Source organism: Rhodococcus sp. NBC_00297 (genome assembly GCF_036173065.1).
Lineage (GTDB): Bacteria > Actinomycetota > Actinomycetes > Mycobacteriales > Mycobacteriaceae > Rhodococcoides.
In genome coordinates this window covers 1,464,908-1,486,942 of record NZ_CP108041.1, presented here as the reverse complement: position 1 = coordinate 1,486,942, position 22,035 = coordinate 1,464,908, and the positions used below count along the sequence as shown (strand labels likewise).

The window sequence follows — 22,035 nt, the reverse complement described above, 5'->3', positions numbered from 1 at the left end:
GGCGACACCATAGCAAAAACAGGTCTAGACCAAATGGTCGACGCACGTTCATCAGCTGTTCACGGCCCGACCCTCTTCTGGTCTATACCAACCGGCAGGGTCTGTCCCATGCCGAACGCGCCCGCCCCCACCGTCACCACCGCTACCTCTCCCGCCCGGACCCCCGTCGTCGAACTCGTCGTGCTGGACATGGCCGGCACCACCGTCTCCGACGACGGCCTGGTCCTGGCAGCCTTCGACACAGCCGCGACCGCCGTCGGCCTCCCGGACACGGGCACAGAACGCGCCGATGCCCGCCGGTACGTCCTCGACACCATGGGCCAGTCGAAGATCGAGGTCTTCCGCGCCCTCTTCGGCGACGAGGACCGCGCCCGAGCGGCGAACAGCGCTTTCGAATCGGCCTACGACGCTCGCATCGACACCGGGGTGCAGGCCATCGCCGGAGCCGTGGAGACCGTGACGGCTCTGCGCGACGCCGGAATCAAGGTCGTGCTGACCACCGGATTCTCGCCGACGACGCAACACCGCATCCTCGACACCCTGCACTGGCACGACCTCGCCGACGCCTACCTCGCACCCGGCGACGCCGGCCGCGGACGACCGTTCCCCGACCTCGTCCTCACCGCAGCCCTGCGCACCGGGGTCAGCGACATGGCCGCCGTCGCTGTCGTCGGAGACACCTCCAACGACATCGACTCCGGTAGGCGCGCAGGGGCTTCCGTCCTCGTCGGTGTACTCACCGGCGCCCACTCGGAGGCGCAACTACGCACCGCCGGTCCGACGCACGTGCTCGCCAGTGTCGCCGACCTCCCCGCTCTTCTCCTGCCCTGACCTGCCTCTCCAGCCTCCCTCCCAGAACGGACACCACACCATGCCCACTCTCGCCTCCCGCCGTGCTGTGACCTCCGCAGCGCTTCTCGCCGCCACCGCACTCGTTGCTGCGAGCTGTTCGAGCTCCACCGCCGACACAACCAACGATCAAGGGTTTCCGGAGACGATCACGCTCGCGGCGATCCCCGCCGAGAACTCCACCGACCTGCGTGCGAGCTACGACCCCGTCATCGAGCGGTTGCAGCGCGAGACCGGCTCCACCGTCGAGTTCGTTCAGGCCTCCGACTACGCGGGCGTCGTGGAAGGGCTGATCGCCGGCAACGTCGACCTCGCCTTCTTCGGACCCTTCGCCTACGTGGTCGCCGGCATCAATGGCGCCGAGATGACTCCCCTCGGTGCCGTGGTGCAGGACGAGGGCACACCCCCCGGATACCAGTCCTACGGAATCACCCGCGCGGACAACCCCTCTGTCGACTCGCTCGCCGATTTCGCCGGCAAGAAGGTCTGTTTCGTCGACCCCAGCTCCACCTCCGGCTTTCTGTACCCGTCGGCGGGACTGATCGAGGAAGGAGTCATCGCCTCAGGCTCCGAGGCCGACATCTCCGCCGGCGTGACACCGATCTACGCGGGCGGACACGACGCCTCCGCGCTGGCCGTCAAGGCAGGCGACTGCGACGCCGGCTTCGCCTTCGACACCATGGTCGACCGCACGATGATCGACAACGGCGAACTGGCTCCCGGCGAGCTGAAGACGGTGTGGAAGTCGGAGACGATCGCCGGATCACTCTTCGCGGCGAACAACGATCTGGGTACCGATGCCATCGCCAAGCTGGAGGAGGTGTTCAGCGAGGGCATGAATTCCGATGCCTTCGTCGCCGACGGTATCTGCGCTGAAGAGTGCCGCATCACCGACGAGGACGCATGGGGTGTCGTCCCGGCCGACGACAGCGACTACGACGGCGTCCGCCACGTGTGCGAGGTCACCGGCTCCCAGAAGTGCCAGGGCTGACCATGAACGCGATGATCGACCGTAAGGACATCGTCGTCAGTGCACGCGATGTCACCAAGACCTTCGGCACCACCACCGCACTGCACAACGTCAACCTCGACGTCCTCCGCGGCGAGATGCTCGTGCTTCTCGGGCTCTCGGGATCCGGCAAGTCGACGCTGCTGCGATGCATCAACGGACTCCACCCGATCACGTCCGGCGCCATCACCACACTGGGTTCTCGCGTGGACCTGGCGTCCCGCCGATCGGCACGCGAGGTCCGTAAGGACGTCGGTTTCGTTTTCCAGCACTTCAATCTCGTCGGCCGCCTGTCCTGCCTCGAGAACGTCCTCGTCGGAGGCCTGGGACGTCTGACCGTGCCTCGATACGGCGCGGCGACGTACCCCAAGGCGATGCGAGCGGAAGCCCTGCGGTGCCTCGACCGTGTCGGTCTCGCCGACTTCGCCGAGCGCCGAGCGGACACCCTCTCCGGCGGGCAGCAGCAGCGCGTCGCCATCGCGCGCACCCTGATGCAGCGACCGAGCATCGTCCTGGCCGACGAACCCGTCGCCTCACTCGACCCGGAGAACGCAGGCGTGGTCATGGACCTCCTGCAACGCGTGTGCACCGAGGAGAAACTGACCGTGGTGTGCACCCTGCACCAGGTCGACCTCGCACTCGGCTGGGCTCACCGCCTGGTCGGCCTGCGTGACGGAGAGGTCGTTCTCGACCGCCCGGCCGCGGGTCTGATGCGCGAGGACATCATGCCGATCTACCAGCGCATCGCCCCGCCCGGGGACGTCAGGTCGGCGGCGTTCCCGTCATGACCGTCACCGCGACACCGAGAACCGAACCGCCACCGACCCGGCCGCGGCGGCGGTGGCTCCTGCCGTCACTCGCCGCGATCGCGGTCGTTCTCACCGTGCTCTCCGCCGAATACATCGAGTTCGCGCCCGCCGCGCTCATCGACGGACTCGACGACGTACGACGCCTCATCGCGCGCATGCTGCCCCCGCGCCTCGACGACTCCGAACGTATCGTCTCTCTCGCTCTCGACACGCTCCTGATGGCGGTCCTCGGCACCGTCCTGGCCGCCATCGTCTCTGTCCCCCTTGCCTTTCTCGCAGCCCGGAACACCACCCCCCATCCGATCGTGTACACCGCGGCGCGGGCGATCATCACCTTCTGCCGTGCGATGCCCGACCTGTTGTTCGCCGTCCTGTTCGTCCGGGCACTCGGCATCGGCGTGCTGCCGGGCATCCTCGCACTGGCGTTGCACTCGATCGGCATGCTCGGCAAACTGTTCGCCGACGCCATCGAGGAAGCCGACGACGGTCCTCGCGAAGCACTGCGCGCGACCGGGGTCGGGTACATCCGCGAGATGATCAATGCCGTGGTGCCGCAGGTGGTTCCCGCCTGGATCGGAGCTTTCGTCTACCGCATCGACATCAACCTGCGCATGTCCGTGGTGCTCGGATTCGTCGGCGCCGGCGGAATCGGCTTCGCGCTGCAGGACGCGTTACGCGGGTTGATCTACCCCCGCGCCCTCGGCATCGTTCTCGTCATCCTGGTGATCATCGCCGCGATGGAGCTGGCGGCCATCGCGATCAGACGCATGCTGCTCGTCCCGTCGAAGGCGGGCCCGCGTCGCGACCGAGCGATGAAGATCGGCTCCGGCGCGGTACTGGTGGGGGCAACCATCGCATCGTTCGTCGTCCTCGAGCTCGACCCCCGATCGCTGCTGACGTGGATCGGACCGTCGATGGACGTGTTCGGCCGCATGATCCCGCCCGACTTCTCCTCGCTCGGTATCGATCTCGTGGATGCCGCCGTGCAGACCGTGGCCATCGGCGTCGTCGCCACCGCCATCGGCGTCGTACTGTCCATTCCCGTCGGTGTCCTCGCCGCCCGCAACGTCACCCCACACCCCGCGGTGTACTGGGCGGCGCGGTCGTGGATCCTGCTGGTGCGCGCGGTTCCCGAACTCATTCTCGCCGTCGTGTTCGTCGCGGCGCTCGGACTCGGTCCGGTCGCCGGTACCTGCGCTCTGGCCATCGGGTCGATCGGGTTTCTGGGCAAGCTCGTGGCGGACGCCGTCGAGGAGATCGACCCGGGCCCACTCGAAGCGATCTCCTCCGTCGGGGGAGGGTGGTGGAATCGGGTCGTGAATGCAGTGATCCCGCAGGCGATCCCGTCGATGATCGGCTCGAGCCTGTATCTCCTCGACGTCAACATCCGCACCTCCACCATCCTCGGCATCGTCGGCGCCGGCGGTATCGGCTTCCTGCTCTTCGAGTCGATCCGCACTCTCAACTTCGATGTCGCGGGCGCGATCGTTTTGGTCATCTTCGTCGTCGTCTACACCGTGGAAAGGATCTCCGGATGGATCAGATCACTCCTGGCGTGACGCGAGCGGCGCTGTGGACACCGGACGGAATCGACGTCCGCACACTCGAGATTCCCGAGCTGGCACCCGGCGAGGTCCTGGTGAGTATCGACCTCGCCACCGTGTGTGGGAGCGACCTGCACACGGTGTCCGGGCGACGACCGGCCCCGTGCCCCTCCATCCTCGGGCACGAGGCGATCGGTCGGATCGTCGCCTTCGGCGACGGGGCACGAGCAATCAGCGCCGACGGTGCCGCGCTGTCGGTGGGTGATCGTGTCGTCTGGTCGGTGACCGTGCCCTGCGGACACTGCGCGCGCTGCACGTCGGGTTTCACCGCCAAGTGCATGCGCGTCCGCAAGGTGGGACACGAGCCGGCGACGGGGGAGTGGATGTTGAGCGGCTCGTACGCCCAGCACATCGTCCTGCCCCGCGGAACGGCTGTGGTCCCGGTTCCGGAGTCGATGCCCGACGCCGTTGCCGCTCCGGCAGCCTGCGCGACAGCGACGGTCATGGCAGCACTGGAGGCAGCGGGGAATCTCGGCGGAAAGCGAGTCCTCGTCATGGGTGCCGGGATGCTCGGCGTCACTGCGGCCGCTGCCTCCGTCGAGCGTGGTGCGGAGACCGTCCGCGTGATCGACCGGGACCCGATGCGACAGAACATTTCTCGACGCTTCGGAGGGATCGACGACGACGGCGGCGATGCGGACGTGATCGTCGACTTCACCGGGGCAGCGGCGGCCCTGCAGTCCGCGCTCGACCGGCTCGACATCGGCGGCCGGTTCGTCCTGGCCGGATCGGTGACCCCTGGCCCGCCGATCTCCGTCGACCCCGAGGCTGTCGTCCGGAGCTGGTGGGCCATCACCGGAGTGCACAACTACGAACCCCGTCACCTCTCGCAGGCCGTGGCATTCCTCGACGCGACGGACGGAAGGTACCCGTGGGCCGAGGTGATCGACACTCCTGTGCCGCTGGCAGATCTCGCACGGGTGCTGGTGCCGACGCGCCCCGGCATCCTGCGATCATCGGTGACTCCACACGTGCGCTGACGTTGTCATCACCGCGGTCTCGACTCTGTCGGCCATAGGCCGTCGTCATCGATGGTCCCATCGCGGGAGCGCTGTTGTCGAGATGTCGTCACCCACATCTACGAGATCCACTGGAGTGCACGTTGATACGAGACCAACTCGGTCGAGATACGCACTCTCGGTGTCACGAGAGTGTCACAAGTCGGGACGGACGGAGGTGGACCGAGGCGGACGCCAGTGGACAAGGGAGCAGTTCAGGACGGGTTTCGTGAGTCCAGGTGGATCCACCTGATCGGGTCGTCGAAGCCTTGTAAACGAAAGGTCGTCAGTTCAATCCTGACAGGAGGCTCTCGATATGCCTCTGAACTGGACAAACGTCACGAAATAGCCCTATTGCGCTGCCCGCTTCGGGCCTGTCACTCCGCCCACCGACTCATCGCAGGGGGAGCACCAATGAGTGACAACACCGTGAGACCTGTACGATGTCGGCTCCGGTTGAAAACTGAGCATGTAATCCGGTCGAAAAGTGAGCACTCATCTCGACGATTGAGGAGTGATCACTGTGGAGGACTGGGCGTTGATTCGTCGGTTGCACGGCTCGGAGGGGATCTCGCAGGCGGAGATCGCCCGCCGGTTGGGGCTCTCGCGCAACACGGTGGCGAAGGCGGTGAAGTCGTCGGGGCCGCCGCAGTACGAGCGGGCGCGGCCGACGGAGTCGGCGTGGTCGCGGGTGGAACCGTCGGTGCGGGCGTTGTTGGCGGCGTATCCGTCGATGCCGACGACGGTGATCGCCGAACGCATCGGGTGGCGTGGTGGCCGGTCGTGGCTGTCGGAGAACGTCGCGCGCGTGCGACCGGAGTACGCGCCGGCGGATCCAGCGGACCGGTTGGTGCATCTGCCGGGTGAGCAGGTGCAGTGCGATCTCATGTTCCCCGGCCATCTCGTCCCCGATCATGCCGGTGTGCTGCGCAGTTTTCCGGTGTTGGTGATGGTCGCGACGTACTCACGGTTCATCGCCGCGGTGATGCTGCCCTCGCGCATCACCGGTGACCTGCTCGCCGGGATGTGGCAGCTGATCTCCACCCCCTTCGGTGCGGTGCCTCGAACATTGTTGTGGGACAACGAAGCCGGAATCGGAAGAGGAGGACGGCTGGTATCGGGTGTGCCCGGTTTCTGCGGCACTCTCGCCACGAAGTTGGTTCAGGCCCCGCCGTACGATCCGGAAACGAAAGGTGTCGTCGAACGCGCCAACGGCTACCTGCGGTCCTCGTTCCTACCGGGGCGCACGTTCTCCTCACCCGCAGATTTCAACGATCAACTGACGCAATGGTTGTCGACCGCCAACGCGCGCACTCACCGAGTGACCCGGCACCGTCCGGTCGACGTCCTGGCCGAGGATCGGGCGGCGATGGGACCGCTGCCGCCGGTCTGTCCGACCGTCGGCACGAGCGTCGCGACGAGGCTGGGCCGCGACTACTACGTCGCGTTCGGCGGGTCGTCGTATTCGGCGCACCCGGACGCGATCGGGAGGTTGATCACCGTCACCGCAGACCTGCACCGGATCGGGGTGCTGTGCGAGAACACGGTGGTGGCCGATCACCCCAGGCTCTGGGGAACGGGCGGACTCCTCACCGACCCCGCCCACCTCGCAGCAGCGAAAGCACAACGAGCGCACTACAACACGATCCGCCGCGACAGTGACGGGTCGGTACCGGTCGAGGTCGAAGTAGCCGACCTCGGTGCCTACGACACCGCGTTCGGAACCGGAGAGGTCGCCTGATGGCCGCCCGCCAGCCCACCGCGTCGGCGCCGTCGGAGGCGGACAAGATCATCGCCCACCACGCACGAGCGTTGAAAGCGCCCCGCATCAGCTCCGAGTTCCACCGCCTCGCCGAACAAGGCCGCGACGCCGGCTGGTCCCTCGAGGACTACCTCGCCGCCGTCCTGGCCGCAGAATCGAATGCCCGCGCCGAATCCGGGGCCCGGCTGCGCATCAAGGGCGCCGGGTTCCCTGCCATCAAGACGGTCACCGACTTCGACTTCACCTCCCAACCCGGTGTCGACCGCGCGCAGATCGCCCGACTCGAAGGTGGCGGGTGGCTCGCCGAAGCCCGCAACGTGGTGCTCCTCGGCCCACCGGGGACCGGCAAAACGCACCTCGCGACGGCGCTCGGTATTGCCGCCGCCCACACCGGTCACCGAGTGGCGTTCGCGTCGGCGACAGGGTGGATCACCCGACTCGCGCACGCACATCGGTTGGGCCGCTTGGATTCCGAGCTCAAGAAGATCTCTCGCATCGGGCTGATCGTGATCGACGAGGTCGGGTACATCCCGTTCGACACCGACGCGGCGAACCTGTTCTTCCAGCTGGTGTCGAGCCGCTACGAGAAGTCTTCCATCGTGCTGACCTCGAACCTGCCGTTCGCCCGCTGGGGCGACGTCTTCGGCGAAGCAACCATCGCCTCGGCGATGATCGATCGCATCGTGCACCACGCCGACGTCATCGCTCTCAAAGGCACCAGTTACCGCATCAAACACACCGCGATCGAGTCACTACCTTCCGTCACCGCCGACCGTGAGGCAGACTCGACCACCTAGAACCTGCTCACTTTTCGACCGGACCAACTGCTCACTTTTGGACCGGAGCCGACATACGAGCGTCCGATCGCGCGCTGCCGCATCCACCGCGGCGTTACCGGTGGTCGGCGACATCCTCGATTTGCACGTCACCGAGTCCAGCCAGTGGGCGAAGCGAGATGCGCAGGAGTACGGCTCGGCTTTCGGACGAAACGAATTCGGCACCCGCGTGACATACGTGTCGGGACCCGTGGAGGTTGCGGCGGTGAACGACGAGACGACCTGGGCAAAGTCGAAGGTGCTGCAGATACCACCCGCGGGCGGACCGATCGATCGATCGATTCGTCGTCCGCGCGTCAGCCCATCGACTCGGCAGATGCCGGGCCCCACGACGCCAACATCGGAAGAGCCCGAGCAGTGGACGACTCGGGCTCGACGGTGTAGACGATCAAGCGTTGCTCCGAATCGTGGTGCGACACAAGAGATTCGATGCCGAACGCGAGGCGACCTACCACGGGGTGGGCGATCTTCTTGTCGACGGACGTGCGATCCGCTACGCCGTGATCATTCCACCAATGGGCGAAGTCTTCACTTGCCAGACGTAAATCGTCGATCAGACCCGTCAATCGGGCGTCCGCGACGTGGCGTCCGACCTCGTAGCGCATCGCCCCCACCGCGGCTGACGCGTAATCGGACCAGTTGACGATGCGTTCCCTCGCACGCGAGTCCAGGAAGAGCCAGCGCACCAGTACGGCACCCCTGTCGATCTCCTCGCCGAGGACTGCCCGCGCCAGCGTGTTGCACGCCAGGATTTCGGAGCGGCGCCCGAGGACGAGCGCGGGAACGTGATCCATCGTGGTCAGCACCCGGAGCAGACCAGGATTGGGTCGTTGTGGAGACTCCCACATGCTCGAGCGTTTCCGGCGCATCGGAGCGGCGAGATTTCGCAGGTGTGCGTCCTCGATCTCGTCGAGGCGCAAGGCCCGGCTCAAGGCGTCGACGATGTCGTCGGTGACTGTGTGCTGGCGACCCTGCTCGAGCCGGCTGTAGTGATCGGGGCTCAATCCTGCGAGCACCGCAAGTTCCTCCTTGCGCAGGCCCGGAACGCGCCGCGGTCCGGGGAACGGCGCAATCCCCGCCGTTGCTGGCGTGAGTGCGTCACGTCGTGACCGGAGGAACGCTCCGAGTGCGGATCTGTCTGCTGGCACCCTGCCGAGACTACGGAGACATCCCGGACACTGCCTGGTCACGGCGTGACCAGGCAGTGCTCGCCCTGGTGCGTTACGTGATCGCACTGTGGAGTGGTGGTCATGAGCAACCCATCGAATCTGTCCGACCGCACCGCCGTCGTCACCGGCTCGACGAGCGGAATAGGCGCCGCTACCGCCCGCGAACTCGCGGCCCGTGGCGCTCGCGTCGTGATCACAGGGCGCGACGCCGAACGTGGTGCGCACCTCGTCGCCGAGATCGACGGCGCCGGCGGATCCGCCGCGTTCGTGAACGGCGATCTCGCCGCGTCACCTACCGATCTGCGTGCGCTGGCCGCCGCGTGGACCACCGCTCTCGACGGGCGGGTCGACATCCTGGTGCACAACGCGGCACTCTGCCCCGCCGTCGACACCGTCGCAGTTCGCCGAGTGACCCGCCGCGCACGGCTACTGTCGGACCGGTGACCTCGACGTGGACGACCGCAGACATCCCGGATCAGACGGGGCGGCGTTTCGTCGTGACCGGCGCCAACAGTGGCTTGGGTGCGGCCACGGCCCGAGCCCTGGGTGCTCGTGGGGCGGAGGTGGTACTCGCGTGTCGCAATACCGACAGGGGAGAGGATGTCGCCCGCGAGATCGGGCCGACTGCGACCGTTCGTGAGCTCGATCTCGCCGATCTGGCCTCCGTGAGACGCTTCGCCGACGCGACCGAGCCCTTCGACGTCCTGGTCAACAACGCCGGTGTGATGGCGCTGCCGCAGAAGAGGACGGCCGACGGTTTCGAGATGCAGTTCGGGACCAATCACCTCGGGCATTTCGCGTTGACCGGACTGCTCGTCGACCGCATCTCCGACCGGATCGTCACGCTGTCCAGTCTCGCGCACACGAGCGGAGACATCTCGATCGACGACCCCAACTTCGAGCACCGCCGCTACAGTCGCTGGGCTGCCTACGGCCAGTCCAAGTTGGCGAATCTGTTGTTCGCGTACAAGCTCCAGCGGCGCCTGTCGGAAGCGCGCTCCTCGGTCGTCTCCGTCGCAGCGCATCCCGGCATCTCGTCCACGAACCTGGCGTCCCACACCGAGTCTGCCCTCGACAAGATCCTCTCGTTCGGAGCGGGCATCATCGGTCAGACCTCGAACATGGGAGCGTTGCCGCAGCTGTACGCGGCCACGGCCGCAGGCGTCGAGGGAGGCTCGTACATCGGTCCCGACGGTTTCCGGGAGATGCGTGGCCATCCGACTGTCGTCTCGTCCAGTAACCGTTCGCGCGACCTGAAGCTCGCGACCGCCCTGTGGAATCTGTCCGAGCAGCTGACCGGGGTGAGCTACACGAGCCTGCGCCGGGACCCGCCGATTGCCTGAGGGTTCCACCGCCACGGTCGCACGCTGCCGACATGCTGTTCACAGGCAGTCGCGTCACAGCGGAGACCGGACTCCTATACCGCGTGATTCCGGGGACCAGCCAGCACATCGGTGCCGGCTCAGATGGGTCTCCGCGTGTGCGGATACTCCTCACGAGTTCGCATTCGGTGAACCATCATCCAAGCCTCTGTCCGCGCCCGGTTCTCGGGCAGGTCCACCGCGAAACCGAGGTGCCGTGACAACGTGGTCAGGCGGTGAGCCACGCTGCTGTGGTGCAGGTTCACTAGCCCTGCTTTGCTTTGGAGCGTTCCGGAGTCGAGGTAGACCTCCAGCGTCGACACCAGTTCGGCTCCGTTGTACATGTCGTCCAACGTTCGAAGGCGCAGGAGGTCGGCAATGTCGTCGTGGTCGGGTGGCCGCCTCGGCTGACTCACGCTGTGAGTCCGGCCGTCCACCGAGCGGATCTATGCTGGGTCGCGCAACGTGCGGATCTCAGACGCCTGCCCTCCGGGCCGCTTCTTTGAGGGTCTCTGCCGCGATCTCCAGACCTTCGAGGGCTCCGTAGGCGGTGTCCTCGTGCTCGATGTTGACGGCCATGTCGGGATCTATCTTGTACAGGGCTTCGAGGAAGCGTGCCCAGAAAGCGGTGTCGTGCCCGTTGCCGACGGCGACGAAGTCCCAGGCCGAGTCTTCGGGCCACTTGTTGACCACGTGCTTGCCGCCGAGGCCCACTGGGTTCTGGTCTGCGGGGATGCGGGTGAAGCGATCGTCGAGTACGCCGTAGATCTCGCAGTTCGGGTTGATGCGCGTGTCCTTCGCAGCGGCGTGGAACACCAACGGCCCCAGCCATTCGACAGCTTTGACCGGGTCGATGCCCTGCCAGAACAGGTGCGAGGGATCCATCTCCGCGCCCACGTGGGTGGCGCCGACCTTGTCGACGAGTCGCTTCATGGTCGGCGGGTTGAAGACGAGGTTCTGCGGGTGCATCTCGATGGCGACCTTGACACCGTGCTCGCGGGCGAGGGCATCGATCTCCTTCCAGAACGGTACCGCGACCTCGTCCCACTGGTAGTCCTGCGAGTCGAGATACCCGGAGTCCCAGGTGTTGACGTGCCACGCGGGCCAGGCGCCGCCGGCATGCGCGGCGGGAAGGCCGGACATGGTGACCACGCGATCGATGCCGAGCAGCCCGGCGACGCGGATGGACTTGCGGAGATCGTCGGCGTCCTCCGGTCCCACCTCGGGATCGGGGTGCAGCGGATTTCCGTTGCAGTTCAGTCCCTGGATCGAGACGCCCGTTCCCTCGAACGTCGCGAGATAGTCAGCTGGACTGACGGTTCCGGCGAGGAGGTCGTCGACGGGGATGTGGACCGGCGGGAGAAACCCGCCGGAGTTGATCTCGATGCCCTCGAGCCCGAGGGAGGCGATGGTCGCCAGCGCCTCCGGGAGTGGCTTGTCGTGCAGGATCGCGTTGTAGACGCCGAGCTTCATGGCTGGTCCTCTGTGTGTGGTGGTCGAGTGGTCAGATCGTGACGGCGGTGCCGTTGTTCGCTGCGGATTCGGCGATCGCGGCGACGAGTTGCATACCGCGCAACCCGTGGGTGAAGTCGGGGAGAGGCGGCAGGCCGTCGATTCCCGAGACCTGGTCGAGGAAGGCGCGTGCCTGGTAGGCGAAGAACTCGGCCTTGCCGTGGCCGACGCCGCCGGCGTCCATCGGTAGTCCGCCCCGGATGTAGGGGTGCTGGGGTCCGACGATCACCTGGCGACGGCCGTTGACGGCGTCGTCGATGTCGGTGGTCGAGATGTGGAATTCGGCAGCGCGCTCGAGCGCCCAGGAGGCCGATCCCTTCGTGCCGAAGACATCGAAGGACAGTCCGTCCGGGTTCGCATGGGAGACACGCGAGGCGGAGAACGTGCCGACGAATCCGCCCGCGAACGCCGCGGTGAAGGTGGCGACGTCCTCGTTCTCGACGGGGGCCATGTCGCCGGTGGTCTCGGCCTTGGTGTGTCCGTAGGTGACGCCGACGGGAACGGGCCGCTCGCCGATCACGGTGGCGAACTGGGCGCCTCGCACCTCGGTGATGGGCCCGGCGACGTACTCGGCGAGGTCGATGAGGTGGCTGCCCACGTCGGCGAGCGCACCGGTGCCGGGGCCGCCGCGGTAGCGCCAGGTCATGGGACCGGTGGGGTCGAGGGAGTAGTCGGCGCGGTACCGGCCGTCGAAGTGGACGATGTCGCCGAGGCGGCCGGCTGCGAGCTCGTCGGCGATGGCTTGGACGGCAGGGGAGCGGCGGTAGGTGTATCCCACGGTGGCGATACCGGACGACATCGACGCGGCGGCGACCATTGCCTCCGCATCGGTGATCGACCCGGCGAGCGGCTTCTCGCAGAGAACGTTCTTGCCGGAGGCGAGCAGACCTTCGACGATCTCGCGGTGCAGGTGGTTCGCGACGACGACACTGACCACGTCGATGTCGTCGGCGACGGCGATCGACTGCCAGTCGTACTCGGTGCGCTCGTACCCGTAACGCTTCGCAGTGTCGTCGGCTACTGCGGCATTCGTGTCGGCGACGGCGACGAGGCGGACGTCGGGCCGGTCGGTGCCGAAGAGAGTGGAGGCCATGCGGTATCCGGCAGCATGGGCGCGGCCGGCCATACCGCCGCCGATGACGGCGACGCCGATCGAGTCGTGGGTCATGAGAACTGCTCTCTGAGATTCGTGGTGGAGGACTGACTCGGTCTATTGAACCGGTCTAGTAGGTCTACTATGAGAGTCGCATCGCGCCCCTGTCAAGGGTGCTGCCCGCCGACCGATGAGGGGATCCGCGTGTCCGACAGCTCGGTGTCCCGCGGCGGAGGCCGTTCCCGCACCACGACCATGCAGGACGTCGCCGATCGAGCAGGGGTGTCGAAAGCGCTCGTGAGCATGATCTTTCGTGGCGTTCAGGGGCCCAGCGCGGCGACGCGTGAGCGGGTCATGGAGGTCGCGGCGGAGCTCGACTACCGGCCGAACCGCAGTGCGGCACTGCTCGCCCTGCGTCGCACGCACCTACTCGGCGTGATGACGAACATTCGCAACACCTTTCACGCGGAGATGGTCGAGCACCTCGTCGAGCACGCGTCGGAACGCGGATACGAGGTGGTCCTCGGCGCACTCACTCCGACGCACGGGGAAGAGGCGGTGATGAACACCCTGCTCGACTTCCGTTGCGAGGCAGTCGTACTTCTCGGTCCCGAGGTGGAGTCCGAGCTGTTGAGTCTGTGGAACGCCCGCGTGCCCATCGTGTCGGTGGGTCGGCGCCTGGCACGGCCCGACGTGGACGTGGTCCGCGCCGGTGATCTCCGCGGGATGAGCTCGGTGGTCGACCATCTCGTGGGGCTCGGCCATCAGCGCATCACTCATCTGACGGGCGGGTCGAACCCGATCGCGGTGGACCGGCGATCCGGCTACGTGCGAGCGATGCACCGCCACGGCCTCGACGCCCACGTGGACATCATCGAGGGTGACTTCACCGAGGCTTCGGGCGTGGCTGCTGCCGCGGCCGTCATGCGGCGAGCCACGCGCCCCACGGCCGTCGTCGCGTCGAACGACCGCAGTGCAGTGGGTCTACTCGATGCACTGCAACGGTCAGGAGTCACTGTGCCCGAACAGATGTCGGTCACCGGATACGACGACAGCGTGCTGGCCCAGCTCGCGCACGTGGATCTCACATCGGTGAGCCAGGAGGCACGCGAGCAGGCCGTCAGTGCCGTCGACGCCGCGGTGGATCGACTCGACAACGGACGGACCGAACCACGGTCCGTCGTGCTGCGACCACGTCTGGTCGTGCGTTCGACGTCGGGTCCCGTCCCGTCCTGACCTGACCCGCCTCTTGACAGTGCCCTGTGTGCCACGTCATAGTTCTGCTACTAGACCGGTCAAATAGATCCGTCTACCTCCTGGGAAAGTAGGACTCCTCGTGATCTCCACACGTCGCGCTGCGGTCGCCATGGCACTCGCTGCCGCCACCACACTCACCGCGTGCAGTAGCTCCGGTGGCGCTCCCGACCAGGCCGACGGAGGTGCGAACGCCGGCGTTGCCGACACTCCGCGTGCCACGATCGCCATGATCACTCACGCCCCTCCCGGTGACACGTTCTGGGATCTGATCCGGCGCGGCGCGGAAGCGGCGGCCGCCAAAGACAACATCGACCTGCAGTACAACGGCGAGGTCGAGGCGCCGAATCAGGCGAACCTCGTGCAGAATGCGCTGGACTCCGGCGTCGACGCCATGGCGGTCACGTTGGCCAAACCCGATGCGATGCAACCGAACGTCGAAGCCGCCGTCGCTGCCGGCGTTCCCGTCGTCGCCTTCAATTCCGGTTACGACAACTGGAAGGACATGGGGGTTCAGGGGTACTTCGGTCAGGACGAGCGCACGTCGGGGATCGCCGCCGGTGAGCGCTTGAAGGCAGACGGTGCGACCAGCGCCGTTTGCGTGATTCAGGAGCAGGGAGCGGTGTCGCTCGAAGCGCGGTGCGCCGGTGTCGCGGAGGGCTTCGGCGGGAAGATCGAGAACCTCAACGTCAACGGCCAGGATCTGCCGTCCGTACAGGCCACCATCCAGGCGAAGTTGCAGCAGGATCCGACCATCGATGCAGTCCTGACGCTGGGCGCGCCCATCGCGCTCGCCGCCGTCGAATCACGCAGCGCCGCAGGTAGTGACGCCGAGATCGCGACGTTCGACACCAACGGTGCGCTCGTCGACGCCGTGAAGTCCGGGGACGTGGCTTGGGCCATCGACCAGCAGCCCTACCTGCAGGGATACCTGGCGGTCGACTCGCTCTGGCTCTACCTGAACAACAAGAACACCCTCGGCGGCGGGCAGGCCGTGCTGACGGGACCGTCCTTCATCGACGCCACCAACATCGACGCCATCGCCGACCTCGCCGCCGGCGGCACTCGCTAGGACTCGGGACGTCCGCGCCGACACCTGCATCGATCCCGGCGCGGACGACACCGTACGAGCGACACAGCCATGCCGCATCACCGCATCGAACTCGACACCTCGAGCCCTGTTCCGATCTATCACCAGATGGTGCAACAGGTTCGGCAGTTGATCGACTCCGGAGCACTCGGCGACGGCGACACGTTGGAGAGTGCACGCTCCTTGTCGCGGAGATTGCGAGTCTCCCGCGACACCGTCATCCACGCTCAGCGCGTGCTCGTCCGCGACGGTTACGCACAGCGAGTCGAATCCGGGGGCCTCATCGCCAGAACCCCTCCGCCCGCCACCCGGTCGCTGGCCTCGTGACTACTGCTGTGCACCAACGAGATCAGGTAGACGCTCACTCCCGATCAGTACAGGACACTTCATGAAGATCGCACTCGATCCGACGCCGTTCCATCACTCGCATTCGCTGCTCGAGCTGCCCGCCGTGGTCGCCGATCTGGGGTACGAGTGGTTGCAGCTGACGCCGCACGTGGACATGATCCCGTTCTTCAACCATCCCAAGGCCGATGACGGGTTGGTCGCGAAGTTCCGCAAGGCGTGCTCGGACGCCGGCGTCGGGATCGCGTCGGTGTTGCCGGTGCTGCGCTGGTCCGGTCCCGACGAGGACGCCCGCGAGGCGGCCGTGCGGTACTGGAAGCGGGCCATCCAGATCACCGTCGACCTCGGGGTGTCGACGATGAACACCGAGTTCTCCGGTCGACCGGAGAAGCCGGAGGAGTCCGAGCGGGCGTTCTACCGGTCGATGGAGGAACTGGTCCCCATCATCGAGCGCGAGGGTCTCGACGTCCTGATCGATCCGCATCCGGACGATTTCGTCGAGGACGGGCTCGCCGCGATCCGCACCATCCGCGGGATCAACTCCCCGAACATCGGCATGGTGATCGTGGCGTGCCACCAGTTCCACATGGGCGGTGACCTGCCGGCGATCATGGCCGCCGCCGGGGACATGGTGCGTCTGGTGCACGTGGCGGACACGATGGATCATCACCGCTCGCACGGGTTGCGGTACATCACCAACCCACCCGGCAACGCGGTGCGGGTGCACCAGCATCTGAAGATCGGCGACGGCGACGTCGACTGGGACCAGTTCTTCGGCGGTCTCGGTGAACTCGGGTTCTACGACAACGACACCGTCATGGTGTCGAGTGTGTTCGCCGAGAACGAGAACGCCCACGACGTCTCCCGCTACCAGCTCGAGACGATGACCCGATACGTCGAGAAGCACTCCTGACGAGGGCGACCGAGGCGAGCATCACTCGGTGGCAGTCGTCGGTGGTGGGGCTGTCCCGGCATCAGGGCGTGGATGGGACGCTTGCCGAAGGCGCTGCCAGTGCTGCAGTCGTTCAGCGACGGCGTGCTCGTAGCCGTTGCCTGTGGGTTCGTAGAAGATCGTTCGTTCGACGCCGTCGGGGAAGTAGTTCTGTCCGGAGAATCCGTCCGCGGTGTCGGGGTCGTATCGATAGCCGTCGCCGTAGCCGAGCTCCTTCATGAGCTTGGTGGGGGCATTGAGGATGTGTGCGGGCGGCATCAGCGACCCCGTCGCTCTCGCTTCACGCGTGGCCCGGTTCAGGCCACGGTAGACGGCGATCGACTTGGGCGCTGTGGCGAGATAGACCACGGCTTGGGCGAGTGCCAGTTCTCCTTCTGGTGACCCCAATCGCTCGTACGCGTCCCATGCGGCGAGGGTGTGCTGGAGGGCGCTCGGGTCGGCGAGCCCGACGTCCTCACTCGCGAACCTGGTGATCCTGCGAGCAATGAAGAGCGGGTCCTCGCCACCGTCCAACATCCTTGCCAGCCAATACAGTGCCGCATTCGGATCCGATCCGCGCATCGCTTTGTGAAGTGCGGAAATGAGGTTGTAATGCCCCTCCTGCGATTTGTCGTAGAGCGGAGCCCGTTTCTGCACGGCCGCAGCGAGCCCTGCTGTGTCGACGGGGCCGGGGAGCGGATTCACTTGCTCGACGATGTTCAGCAGGTAGCGACCATCGCCGTCCGCCATGGCGATCAGCGCGTGGCGGGCATCGTCGTCGAGTGGCAGCGGTTGGCCGAGCAGATCTTCTGCCCGGCCGATGAGTAGCTCGAGCGCGAGATCGTCGAGACGCTTCAGAACGAACACCTGGCAGCGTGACAGCAGCGCGCCGTTCAGTTCGAAGCTGGGGTTCTCGGTGGTGGCTCCGACGAGGACCACGGTGCCGTCTTCCACGCAGGGAAGGAACGAGTCCTGTTGGGCACGGTTGAACCGGTGGATCTCGTCGACGAACAGGAGTGTGCCCTGCCCGACCTCGCGGCGTTTCTTCGCCGCTCCGAACACCTTGCGGAGGTCCGCGACACCGGAGAACGTTGCCGACAGCGGTTCGAACGCGAGACCGGTCTGCTCGGCGAGAAGCCTTGCGACAGTGGTCTTCCCGCATCCAGGAGGGCCCCACAGCACCATGGACGCGAGTCGTCGTGTCGCGACCATGCGGCCGATCGGACCATCGTCTGCAAGTACGTGGCTCTGCCCGACGACCTCGGTCAGCGAAGGTGGACGCAGCCGGTCCGCCAGCGGCCGGGACACCTCGTCCACCGCGAACAGGGACGGTGTATCAGTCATGCAGACCCCGACCGGTGGCCGGCTGCAAGCTCGTGAGAGCCGTACACCAGATCCTCGACGAGCCGCTTCGTCACGCCCCGGCCTGGACCGACCGAGGTCCAGTGCCGCTTGTCGAGATAGCGCCCGGCCGTGATCGAGTCGTGGTCATGTCGCAGTGCGACAGCGTGATGCGGGTCCACCTTCACGGTGATGATCTGCAGATTCGGGTCGCCGTCGGTCACGATGAGGAACACCTTGTCGCCCACCTTCCAGACATCCAGATGCGGAGTGAACGGATGTCCGCGGCTGACATCGTCGAGTGTCGCCGCGGTGTCGCGGGCAATCTGCTGCACCTGCGCACCTGACAGTGTCACCGGTACGCCGGATCCGTACGGAGCAGACCGCGTACTTCCGTCGGTGGGTGGCGGCGCGTCATGTCCTGTCTCCCTTCGGACGGTGTGGATCGTCGTGCGTCACGACGTACGCACGGTACTCCTCGACACGTGTTCGCCCGAGGCCCGTCGCGTCGTCTGGAGGGCTGGCACCACGCGTTCGGGGCGTCCGAGGGGCTCGATATTCGACATTACTTGGCCGGCCACACATACGTGTGTAGAGTACGTGGCTAGCCAAGTAAATCGTTGACGAGCCACGGGCAACCGATGGTCGTCATCACCATCGACGAAAAGAGCCTGCCGTGCGTGTGACCAAAGACATGATCGATCCATCGTTGCGCCTGCCGGGCCGGATCGTCGACCGACTCATGGGGGGCACCCAGACAGTGATTAGTCTGCGCAAGGGCGACCCCACCGCGTTGAAACTGCTGAAGTACCTTCCTGCCAGGGGGATTCGTCGCTACGAGGTCACCGCGACTCGTCCGGACGGAACCGATCTGCGGCTGATCGTGATGGCGCCGCTCACGCCGGTCCCCGATGCTCCGGCGCTGCTCTGGATTCACGGCGGCGGCTACGCGTTCGGTTCGCCCGACGGTGAGGCCGTCTCGGTGCGTCCCATGATCGACGCCACCGGCGCCGTGGTGGTCAGCCCGGACTACCGGCGCAGCTCACAGGCGCCGTATCCGGCCGCGCTCGACGACTGCTACACCGCGCTGGTGTGGTTGCGCGACAACGCCGTACGACTCGGTGCCGCCGACGACCGCATCGTCGTAGGTGGTGTCAGCGCGGGTGGCGGCCTCACCGCTGCGCTGTCCCTGCTCGCTCGCGACCGCGGCGAGGTGAACATCGCCTTCCAGTGCCCGATCTACCCCATGATCGACGACCGACCGACCCCGTCGTCGACCGACAACACCGCCCCGGTGTGGAACAGCGTGACCAACTGCAACGCGTGGCGTCTTTACCTCGGTGAACTCGAGGGGGGCGACGTGCCGGCGTACGCGGCACCCGCACGAGCGACCGACCTGTCGGGTCTCCCGCCGACGATCACGTTCGTCGGGAGTATCGAGGCCTTCCACGACGAGACGAGCGCCTACGTCGACGCGCTGAACGCGGCGGGGGTTCCCACCGAGTTCCGTGTCGTCCCCGGTGCATGGCACGGGTTCGACGCGGCCGCACCGTGGACCCGCCCGGCGAAGGAGGCCAAGGCGTGGTTCCTGGATCGGTTCGTCGAGTACACGGCGCGTTACCGCGCACCGCAACCCGGTTCCGCTGTCTGACAACAGAGCACGACCGATCCAACTTTCTCGCAAAAAAAGAATCAGGAGACACCATGAAAGCCATTCGTTTCGACCAGTTCGGCTCGACGTCGGAACTGCACCTCGTCGACGTCGACCCACCGCAGCCCGGGCCCGGCCAGGTCCGCGTCCGTGTCCGCGTCGCGGGGGTCAACGCGCTGGACGGAAAAATTCGTTCGGGTGCAATGAACGCGGTCTTCCCCACCCAGCTACCGGCCGTTCCCGGCGCCGAGGTGGCGGGTGTCGTCGACGCCGTCGGCGACGAGACCCACGGCGTCTCGGTGGGCGACGAGGTATTCGGCTGGTCCGACACCGGGAGCTACGCCGAGTACGCCCTCGCCACGACCGTCGCGATCAAACCGACTGGGCTCGGCTGGGATGACGCCGTTGCCCTGCCTGTAGCCGGCGCTACCGCACAGCGAGTGCTCGATCAGCTCACCGTCGTCGACGGCGACACCGTGCTGCTGCACGGCGCGGCCGGAGCTGTGGGAACCATCGCCGTGCAGCTCGCCGTTGCGCGCGGTGCGCGTGTCATCGCCACCGCGGGACCAGGGAATCATGACTACCTGTCCTCCCTCGGCGCGACACCCACCACGTACGGGGAGGGGCTCGTCGAGAGAGTCCGCGCACTCGCTCCCGAGGGTGTCGATGCGATCTTCGACATCGCCGGGAAAGGCGCGCTCGAGGACTCGATCACCCTGCGCGGAGGAACGGACCGCATCACCACCATTGCGGACTTCCGTGCCCACCAACTGGGGGTCGCCTTCTCCGCCACTCCCGCCGAACGGTCGACCGGCCTGCTCGATGAGTTGGCGCACGCCGTGGCCGCCGGAACAGTGGCCACGACCGTCACGACGTTTCCTCTTGCACACGCGGCCGCAGCCCAGGATCTCAGCGACTCCGGTCATGTGCGCGGCAAGATCGTCCTGTCCGTCGATTGACGCGTCGACGACCCCGCTCGACAGCACCGACAGAATGGTGACATGCCCGAATCCGCATCACCGTTTCCCGCATCCTTCAACGGCGGACAGGTGAGTTACACGATCTTCGAACTCGCGCGCGCCCACCGCGGTTACGCCTCGACTCTGCTGCGCGGCCTCGAGCTCCACCCGGGCCAGGAATTGATACTCATGCACCTGCATCACCGCGACGGGCAGACGCAGTCCGAACTCGTCGCCAGTGTGGGCGTCGACCACTCCACGATGTCGAAAGCATTGCGGCGCATGCAGGACACCGGCCTCATCGTTCGAGAACCGGCCGAACACGACCGGCGAGTCTCGGTCGCACACCTGACTTCCAAGGGTGAGGCGATGCGAGAACCCATCGCCGCCATGTGGCGCGAGCTCGAATCCGTCACCACACGCGACCTCACCACCCAGCAGGCTGCGTCACTCCTGACCGCGGCCCACACCATCATCGACTCCATCCGAGGCCGGACGACACCGGACGGCCCGGACGAAAGAGGCACACCATGACCACCACCGCACCTGTCCTCGTCGTCGGCGCGACCGGAAACCTCGGCGGACAGGTCGTCGATGCGCTGCTCGACATCGGCAAACCCGTTCGCGCATTGGTCCGACCCACCACCGATGCCGGCACGCTCGAAAGTCTCGGCGTGGAGATCGCCCGCGGCGACATGCTCGACGTCGACTCCCTGGTGACGGCGATGACCGGCGCCGACGCCGTCATCACCACTGCAGCCGGCTACACCCGAGGCGGTAAGAACGCTGACGACATCGACACGATCGGCAACGCCAATCTGGCCGAGGCCGCGCACCGCAGCGGCATCCGAAAGTTCGTCCTGACCAGCATTCTCACCAGCGACCGCACTCCCGACGTGCCGCACTTCTGGCACAAGAAGTTGGCGGAGGACCGTCTGGAAAGTCTGGGGGTGCCGTTCGTCGCGCTGCGCCCTGGTGCATTCCTCGATCAGATCGCCACCATGGGTGGTGACCCGATCAGCAAGGGCCGCTTTCTGTGGGTCGGCAACGCAAACACTCCACTGACATTCGTGTTGATCGCGGACCTCGCCCGCTACCTTGCGGCAGCAGTCGACGCGGACACCGAGGTCGGCGAACGCATCGACGTCGGATGGGACCGGCCCGTCGGTGCCCGAGAAGCCGCGCGCCTCCTGAGTGACGCCATCGGACAGGACATCTCGGTACGAGCGATCCCGGCACCGCTGGTCCGCGCGGCCGGCACGGTCACCAGCCGCTTCGTCCCGATCATCAAGGACATGGCCGCGATGTTCAGCTGGTTCGACGCCGGCAACTACGTCGCCGACATCACCCGCCAGACCGAACTGTTCGGACCCGCCCCGACCGCCGAGGACGCCACCCTGCGACTCGGTCACAGGCTTACGTCGAGCTCGGGGCGCTGAGCGGCCACACTCGATGCACGTCC

Annotated in this window: 22 protein-coding genes; 17 read left to right on the top strand and 5 right to left on the bottom strand. The window is 66.5% G+C overall.

Translation table 11 applies throughout. The features are described from left to right. Positions 1-108 precede the first annotated feature (108 nt). The 7 genes from OG947_RS07145 to istB all read left to right on the top strand — a co-directional run bounded on the left by OG947_RS07145 (position 109) and on the right by istB (position 7,828). The gene (locus OG947_RS07145; protein WP_328813476.1) at positions 109-831 is read left to right on the top strand and encodes a phosphonatase-like hydrolase; all 723 of its coding nucleotides are present in this window, start codon (positions 109-111) and stop codon (positions 829-831) included. 40 nt (positions 832-871) lie between these two features. After that, positions 872-1,840: a phosphate/phosphite/phosphonate ABC transporter substrate-binding protein gene (locus OG947_RS07140; RefSeq protein ID WP_328813475.1), complete on the top strand. Its 969-nt coding sequence runs from the start codon at positions 872-874 to the stop codon at positions 1,838-1,840. Between the two features lie 11 nt (positions 1,841-1,851). Beyond that, positions 1,852-2,646: a phosphonate ABC transporter ATP-binding protein gene (phnC, locus tag OG947_RS07135; protein WP_328810439.1), complete on the top strand. Its 795-nt coding sequence runs from the start codon at positions 1,852-1,854 to the stop codon at positions 2,644-2,646. Continuing rightward, positions 2,643-4,226 carry a phosphonate ABC transporter, permease protein PhnE gene (phnE, locus tag OG947_RS07130; protein WP_328813474.1) on the top strand — a complete coding sequence of 528 codons (1,584 nt, stop codon included), beginning with the start codon at positions 2,643-2,645 and terminating at the stop codon, positions 4,224-4,226. Before phnC ends, phnE begins: the two co-directional genes overlap by 4 nt. Continuing rightward, positions 4,202-5,251, top strand: coding sequence for a zinc-binding dehydrogenase (locus OG947_RS07125; RefSeq protein WP_328813473.1), 1,050 nt, complete (start codon positions 4,202-4,204; stop codon positions 5,249-5,251). Before phnE ends, OG947_RS07125 begins: the two co-directional genes overlap by 25 nt. Before the next feature lie 541 nt (positions 5,252-5,792). Then, positions 5,793-7,010 carry an IS21 family transposase gene (gene istA / locus OG947_RS07120; RefSeq protein ID WP_328813987.1) on the top strand — a complete coding sequence of 406 codons (1,218 nt, stop codon included), beginning with the start codon at positions 5,793-5,795 and terminating at the stop codon, positions 7,008-7,010. Further along, the gene (istB, locus tag OG947_RS07115; protein WP_328813472.1) at positions 7,010-7,828 is read left to right on the top strand and encodes an IS21-like element helper ATPase IstB; all 819 of its coding nucleotides are present in this window, start codon (positions 7,010-7,012) and stop codon (positions 7,826-7,828) included. The genes istA and istB overlap by 1 nt, the downstream gene beginning before the upstream one ends. Positions 7,829-8,163: 335 nt before the next feature. Here istB and OG947_RS07110 read toward each other — a convergent pair whose 3' ends face one another. Beyond that, entirely contained in the window at positions 8,164-9,015 is an 852-nt protein-coding gene (locus OG947_RS07110) for a helix-turn-helix transcriptional regulator (RefSeq protein WP_328813471.1), read from the bottom strand. A gap of 102 nt (positions 9,016-9,117) precedes the next feature. On the opposite strand from OG947_RS07110, the gene OG947_RS07105 reads away from it, so the two are divergent. Next, complete coding sequence (locus tag OG947_RS07105) at positions 9,118-9,480, top strand: SDR family NAD(P)-dependent oxidoreductase (RefSeq protein WP_328813470.1); 363 nt, start codon at positions 9,118-9,120, stop codon at positions 9,478-9,480. After that, complete coding sequence (locus OG947_RS07100) at positions 9,477-10,379, top strand: oxidoreductase (protein WP_328813469.1); 903 nt, start codon at positions 9,477-9,479, stop codon at positions 10,377-10,379. Before OG947_RS07105 ends, OG947_RS07100 begins: the two co-directional genes overlap by 4 nt. 492 nt (positions 10,380-10,871) lie before the next feature. On the opposite strand, the gene OG947_RS07090 is transcribed toward OG947_RS07100, so the two are convergent. Further along, positions 10,872-11,870 (bottom strand): sugar phosphate isomerase/epimerase family protein, encoded by a 999-nt coding sequence (locus tag OG947_RS07090; protein WP_328813467.1) that lies wholly within the window; start codon positions 11,868-11,870, stop codon positions 10,872-10,874. Between the two features lie 31 nt (positions 11,871-11,901). Continuing rightward, positions 11,902-13,077 (bottom strand): Gfo/Idh/MocA family protein, encoded by a 1,176-nt coding sequence (locus OG947_RS07085; protein WP_328813466.1) that lies wholly within the window; start codon positions 13,075-13,077, stop codon positions 11,902-11,904. Between the two features lie 180 nt (positions 13,078-13,257). On the opposite strand from OG947_RS07085, the gene OG947_RS07080 reads away from it, so the two are divergent. The 4 genes from OG947_RS07080 to OG947_RS07065 all read left to right on the top strand — a co-directional run bounded on the left by OG947_RS07080 (position 13,258) and on the right by OG947_RS07065 (position 16,604). Next, positions 13,258-14,238 carry a LacI family DNA-binding transcriptional regulator gene (locus OG947_RS07080; protein WP_285189323.1) on the top strand — a complete coding sequence of 327 codons (981 nt, stop codon included), beginning with the start codon at positions 13,258-13,260 and terminating at the stop codon, positions 14,236-14,238. 130 nt (positions 14,239-14,368) lie between these two features. Then, the gene (locus OG947_RS07075; protein ID WP_285189325.1) at positions 14,369-15,328 is read left to right on the top strand and encodes a substrate-binding domain-containing protein; all 960 of its coding nucleotides are present in this window, start codon (positions 14,369-14,371) and stop codon (positions 15,326-15,328) included. 69 nt (positions 15,329-15,397) lie between these two features. Continuing rightward, a complete protein-coding gene (locus tag OG947_RS07070) occupies positions 15,398-15,673 on the top strand; it encodes a GntR family transcriptional regulator (RefSeq protein WP_328813465.1) in 276 nt (91 codons plus the stop codon). A gap of 61 nt (positions 15,674-15,734) precedes the next feature. Continuing rightward, on the top strand, positions 15,735-16,604 hold the full coding sequence (locus OG947_RS07065; RefSeq protein WP_328813464.1) for a sugar phosphate isomerase/epimerase family protein: 870 nt from the start codon (positions 15,735-15,737) through the stop codon (positions 16,602-16,604). Positions 16,605-16,625: 21 nt separating this feature from the next. Here OG947_RS07065 and OG947_RS07060 read toward each other — a convergent pair whose 3' ends face one another. Together OG947_RS07060 and OG947_RS07055 are read right to left on the bottom strand one after the other, a co-directional pair. Continuing rightward, positions 16,626-17,966, bottom strand: a complete 1,341-nt coding sequence (locus tag OG947_RS07060) for a replication-associated recombination protein A (RefSeq protein ID WP_328813463.1) — start codon at positions 17,964-17,966, stop codon at positions 16,626-16,628. After that, on the bottom strand, positions 17,963-18,319 hold the full coding sequence (locus OG947_RS07055) for an MmcQ/YjbR family DNA-binding protein (protein WP_328813462.1): 357 nt from the start codon (positions 18,317-18,319) through the stop codon (positions 17,963-17,965). The genes OG947_RS07060 and OG947_RS07055 overlap by 4 nt, the downstream gene beginning before the upstream one ends. A 320-nt stretch (positions 18,320-18,639) precedes the next feature. Here OG947_RS07055 and OG947_RS07050 point away from each other — a divergent pair, with 320 nt between their 5' ends. From OG947_RS07050 to OG947_RS07035, 4 genes are read left to right on the top strand one after another with little or no spacing between them, the layout of a single operon-like run. After that, on the top strand, positions 18,640-19,614 hold the full coding sequence (locus OG947_RS07050) for an alpha/beta hydrolase (protein ID WP_328813461.1): 975 nt from the start codon (positions 18,640-18,642) through the stop codon (positions 19,612-19,614). Positions 19,615-19,667: 53 nt separating this feature from the next. Continuing rightward, positions 19,668-20,573 carry an NADP-dependent oxidoreductase gene (locus tag OG947_RS07045; protein ID WP_328813460.1) on the top strand — a complete coding sequence of 302 codons (906 nt, stop codon included), beginning with the start codon at positions 19,668-19,670 and terminating at the stop codon, positions 20,571-20,573. A 42-nt stretch (positions 20,574-20,615) separates the two neighbouring features. After that, a complete protein-coding gene (locus OG947_RS07040) occupies positions 20,616-21,107 on the top strand; it encodes a MarR family winged helix-turn-helix transcriptional regulator (protein ID WP_328813459.1) in 492 nt (163 codons plus the stop codon). Then, a complete protein-coding gene (locus tag OG947_RS07035) occupies positions 21,104-22,012 on the top strand; it encodes an SDR family oxidoreductase (RefSeq protein WP_328813458.1) in 909 nt (302 codons plus the stop codon). Before OG947_RS07040 ends, OG947_RS07035 begins: the two co-directional genes overlap by 4 nt. Positions 22,013-22,035 lie beyond the last annotated feature (23 nt).